The organism is Campylobacter sp. TTU-622, from assembly GCF_016598965.1.
In the GTDB taxonomy this organism is placed as follows: Bacteria; Campylobacterota; Campylobacteria; order Campylobacterales; family Campylobacteraceae; genus Campylobacter_D.
Genome location: NZ_JAENKR010000089.1, coordinates 1 through 5,069, shown reverse-complemented (window position 1 = coordinate 5,069; position 5,069 = coordinate 1). Strand labels below are relative to the sequence as shown.

The 5,069-nt window shown below is 27.1% G+C and carries 5 protein-coding genes; 4 read left to right on the top strand and 1 reads right to left on the bottom strand.

Annotated elements, in window-relative coordinates:
* Positions 1-101 precede the first annotated feature (101 nt).
* Positions 102-2,075: an excinuclease ABC subunit UvrB gene (gene uvrB / locus JG677_RS07005; RefSeq protein ID WP_200285937.1), complete on the bottom strand. Its 1,974-nt coding sequence runs from the start codon at positions 2,073-2,075 to the stop codon at positions 102-104.
* 148 nt (positions 2,076-2,223) lie between these two features.
* Between uvrB and JG677_RS07000 the strand changes: the two genes are divergently transcribed.
* From JG677_RS07000 to JG677_RS06985, 4 genes are read left to right on the top strand one after another with little or no spacing between them, the layout of a single operon-like run.
* The gene (locus JG677_RS07000) at positions 2,224-2,454 is read left to right on the top strand and encodes a hypothetical protein (protein WP_131163512.1); all 231 of its coding nucleotides are present in this window, start codon (positions 2,224-2,226) and stop codon (positions 2,452-2,454) included.
* Positions 2,444-2,698 (top strand): hypothetical protein, encoded by a 255-nt coding sequence (locus tag JG677_RS06995; RefSeq protein ID WP_131163511.1) that lies wholly within the window; start codon positions 2,444-2,446, stop codon positions 2,696-2,698. The genes JG677_RS07000 and JG677_RS06995 overlap by 11 nt, the downstream gene beginning before the upstream one ends.
* The gene (locus tag JG677_RS06990) at positions 2,688-3,155 is read left to right on the top strand and encodes a type II secretion system protein (RefSeq protein WP_200285934.1); all 468 of its coding nucleotides are present in this window, start codon (positions 2,688-2,690) and stop codon (positions 3,153-3,155) included. Before JG677_RS06995 ends, JG677_RS06990 begins: the two co-directional genes overlap by 11 nt.
* On the top strand, positions 3,152-4,990 hold the full coding sequence (locus tag JG677_RS06985; RefSeq protein ID WP_200285932.1) for a primosomal protein N': 1,839 nt from the start codon (positions 3,152-3,154) through the stop codon (positions 4,988-4,990). The genes JG677_RS06990 and JG677_RS06985 overlap by 4 nt, the downstream gene beginning before the upstream one ends.
* The last annotated feature ends 79 nt before the right edge of the window (positions 4,991-5,069 follow it).

Here is a 5,069-nt window from a genome sequence, read left to right as displayed (position 1 = left end):
CATACATATATATATGTATGTATTTAAAAAATATCAATAAGATATTTTAAATATTTAAAATATTAATTTAGAGTATTTTTAATATAAAGTTTAATTTAAATTTATAAATTTTTTAATTTATTAATCTCATCTCTAATACTAGCAGCTTTTTCAAATTCTAAAGCTTTAGCAGCTTCTAGCATCTCTTTTCTAAGTTCTTTTATGACTTTTGCTCTTTCATTTACTGGCATTTTTTCAAATTTTTTATTTTTGCGATAAATTTCCCCTAAATCTTCTTCATTTTTTAAACTTTTTTCCAAATGTCTTTTAACCGAGGTTGGAGTGATATGGTGTTTTTTATTATATGCTTCTTGAAGTTTTCTTCTCTCATTTGTAGTATCTATTGCTTCTTGCATAGACTTTGTAATCTTTTTAGCAAATAATAAAACTTTTCCATTTACATTTCTAGCTGCTCTACCCATAGTTTGAATTAAACTTGTAGTACTTCTTAAAAAACCCTCTTTATCAGCATCCATAATCGCTATAAGCGAAACTTCAGGTAAATCAAGTCCTTCTCTAAGCAAATTGATACCTATTAACATATCAAAATTTCCACTTCTTAAATTTCTAATTATTTCATTGCGTTCAATTGCGTCTATATCAGAGTGCATATATTTAACTTTTATTCCAAGTTCTAAATAGTATTTTGTAAGCTCTTCGGCAAGTTTTTTGGTTAAAACAGTAACTAAGACTCTTTCATTTCTTTCTATAGCTTTTTTGGCTTCATCAAATAAAATTTCAACTTGATTGTCACTATCTTTAATTTCAATTTTTGGATCTAAAAGTCCGGTTGGACGCATAATCTGATAAAAGACATTTTTTTTGCTAAGTTCAAGCTCAAGCAAAGCAGGAGTAGCTGAAACGAAAAGAAATTGACAATCTTTATGAATAAATTCATCAAACATCAAAGGACGATTATCAAGTGCTGAAGGCAAGCGAAACCCATAATCAACTAAGGTTTGTTTTCTACTTCTATCACCAGCAAACATTCCACGAAATTGTGGCAAGGAAACATGACTTTCATCAACAATAACTAAAAATTTTCTATTTTTAATAGCAAAATAATCAAAAAGTGTATAAGGAGTATCACCTTCTTTAATCCCTGTTAAATGTCTTGCATAATTTTCCACACCCTTACACATACCTGTGCTTTCAAGCATTTCAAGATCAAATTCAACACGCTGTTTTAAGCGTTGATATTCTACAAGCTTGTTTTCATGTTCAAACCAAGCTAAACGCTCATTTAATTCTAATTTTATATCTTTTATGGCTTTTTTTAAGCGTACTTCTCCTACGCTAAATTGACTAGTTGGATAAAGAATAAAACGTTTTAAATCTTTGATTTTTTTATTTTCAAAGATATTGTAATGATACATACATTCAAGTTCATCTCCAAAAAATTCAAGCCTAACAACTTCATCTTCATAATAAGCAGGATAAATATCAATAATATCTCCATTTACTCGAAAATCTGCTCGATCAAAAAAATTATCATTTCTTTTATAGCCCATATCTACAAGTTTTTTTAAAAGCTCTTTTTGAGAAATTTGCATTCCTTGTTCAAAAATTAAAACCATACCTATGTATTCATTTGGATTTCCAAGTCCATAATTTGCTGAAACACTTGCAATACAAATTACATCTTCATAGCTTAAAAGCGAAGCAGTTGCGCTAAGTCTTAGTCTTTCTAAATCTTCATTAGTAGAACTATCTTTTTCTATAAAAACATCAGTGCGTGGAATATAAGCTTCAGGTTGATAATAATCATAATAACTTATAAAATATTCCACGTGATTTTTAGAAAAAAATCCCTTAAATTCGCTATAAAGTTGAGCACATAAACTTTTATTGTGACTCATAATAAGAGTTGGCATATTTAGTTTTTTTATAATATTTGCCATGCTAAAAGTTTTTCCGCTTCCTGTTACTCCTAATAAAGTTTGATATTTATTACCCTCTTTGATACTTTTTACTATCCCTTCAATAGCTTGTTTTTGATCAGGACTTGGTTTTAAATTACTTGTAAGTTCAAACATTTTTTTACTTTATTTTATTTTTTTTAAAAAAAACATTTTAAAAAAAAATGCCTTAAATTTAAGTTCAAATGAAAACTTAAATTTAAGTTTTTTTGCTACAATTACAGTTATTAAACTCATAAACTCTAAAGTAAGAAGGCAAATAATTATGTATGATGAAAAAATTATAAATACTATGACAGATAAAGTAAATGAGCTTTTAGCTAAATATAATGAAGTATGCGAAGCAAATGAAAATTTAAGAAATGAGCTTGTAAGTGTTAAAGCTCAAAATGAAGCAAAAAGCAATCAGATTATGCGCTTAGAAGAAGAACTTAAAACTAAAAATATAGCCAGTGAAGATATAGTGAAAAAAATAGAGGCTGTTCTTGCAAAGTGACAATTTAAGACGCGTTATTATTAATGTTTCTGCAAAAGATTTTGGTATAAGATGCAGTGAGGAATTTGCTAATTTTTTAGAAGATGAAATTGCTCTTATTTCTGGTGGAACCAAAAAAATAGAATTGACACGTTTTGTAGATGCTTTTGTTAAAAAAAGCTATGAAAATTACATCACACAAAGAGAGTTAAAAAAACTTATAAAAACTATCGATGAAGAACTTCCTTTAAAAAATGAAATTTAAAAGAGCTTTTACTCTGCTTGAGCTTGTATTTGTTATTCTTATTATAGGAATTTTAGCAAGTTTAGCTCTTCCTTTTTTATCTCAAAATAAAAATGAGGCAAAATTATTAAAAGCTAAGATTGAATATCAAATGATCTCTTCAAGTTTAGCTTTAATGAGAAATGAAGCTTCTTTAAAACAAATAGCCTATACTGCGATACTTGATAATGCTAATTTTTTTAAAGAACAAGAAAAATTATTTTTTTGTGAGCAAATTGTGCCATGTGAAGATAAAAATTGTTGTTCTTTTTCGCTTTTAAAATTTCCTTTGTATTCAAGTAAAGATTCTTGGATGAAAATATCTTTTAATTCTTATCGTTTTTTTTTAAATTCAAAACAAAGTATAGATTTTACTTATGATCCAAAAGAGGGTATTTTAAAATGTATCGATAATCAATTATGTAAAGAATTTATATGAGATATTATGAATTAGCTATTATTGGATTGTATTTAGAAAATCTAATTTTTCATAGCGCCTTAGAAATCAAACCTTTAACTCAAGTTATTATTGATTTAAAAAGAAAAAAAAAATTAAAAGCTATAGTGATGCAAGAATGCGAAAAACCACAATTTCAAACTCAAGATATTAAAGAAGTTTTGCCTTATTCTTTGAGTTCTTTTCAATTTGAATTAGCTAGTTTTATTTCTTATTATTATGCTACTAAATTGGGTTTTGTTTTAGGATTTTTTGAATGTTCCAAAAATTATGAAAATCATAGTGTTGAAATTTTAAATAAACCTAGTTTAAATGACAAACAAGAAAATGCATTAAATTTTATAAAAAATCATCAAAGCTCTTTATTGTTTGCAGATACAGGGAGTGGAAAAACTGAGATTTATATTTCTTTAATAAAGGAATATTTAGAAAAAGGCAAACAAGTTTTGCTTTTAATGCCTGAGATTTCACTTACTCCGCAGATGCAAAAAAGACTTGAAAAATATTTTAAGGGTTATTTTTTTCTTTGGCATTCTAAAATTTCAAAGAAAAAAAAACAAGAGTATTTATCTACACTCGAAGAAAATCAAAGCCTTTTAGTTGCTGGTGCAAGATCAGCTCTTTTTTTACCTTTTAGAAATTTAGGACTTATTATAGTAGACGAAGAACATGATAATTCCTATAAAGCCTCCAATAAACCCTATATCAATGCAAGGGATTTAGCCCTTTTTATAGGAGTAAAACAAAATATTAAAGTTGTTTTAGGATCAGCTACGCCCTCTTTGGTGAGTTTTTATAAACAAAAAAGTTTTAGACTTAAAGGGACTTTTTTTGAGAGTAAAAAGCATTTTATATTTGATGAGAATGAGCTTAGCATTACGCCTATTTTATTAGAAGAATTAAAAAAGACCTTAAATCACCAAAAACAAGCTATTATTTTTTTACCTACTCGTGCAAATTTTCGTCAAATTATTTGTAGAAATTGTGGTAATACTATAAAATGCCCTTTTTGTTCAATCGCTATGAGTTTGCATAAAAATAAGAATTTGCTTAAATGTCATTATTGTAATTTTGCAAAACCCATTGATCAAACATGCCCTAGTTGTGATGCTTTAATGCTTGAAGCTAAAAAAATGGGTACAGCTGAGTTATGTGAGCTTCTTTTGGGATATTTTCCTTATGCAAATATTAAAAGATTTGATAGCGATGAGGTTAACACATTAAAAAAACTTAATACTATTTTGAAAGAATTTAATGAAAAGCAAATTGATATTTTAGTCGGTACTTCTATGCTTGCTAAGGGTCATGATTATCACAGTGTTGATTTAAGTGTGATTTTAGGGCTTGATGAGTATTTATATCGTCCCAATTATAAAGCAGCAGAAGAAACTTTATCTTTAGCAATGCAAGTAGCTGGTAGAGCGGGGCGTAAAGGCGAAGCAAGAGTGCTTTTACAAACTAAAAATAGGGATTTTTTTGAAAAATATATTCAAGATTATGATGCTTTTTTAAAAGATGAGCTTAGCTTTAGAAAAGATCTCTATCCTCCTTTTAAAAGGCTTTTAAGGATTGTGATAGAAGATAATGATTTATTAAGTGCAAGTAAATTATGTGAAAATTTAGCCCTTAAGATTAAAGAAATATCAAAAATTGAGCTTATAGGCTATGGATCTTGTGGTATAGAAATGATTAATTCTAAATATCGTTTTTATATTTTATTAAGAAGCAATTCTTATAAAACTCTTATTGCTATTCAAAATTACATGCTTGATTTTAAAAATGTAAGTTCTGATATAGATCCTATCGATTTTTCTTAAAAAATATCTTGTTTTATTATCCAATAAACAATATATTTTTAAAAATAACTTTGAAATTCTTTATAATATTTCCAAGAAT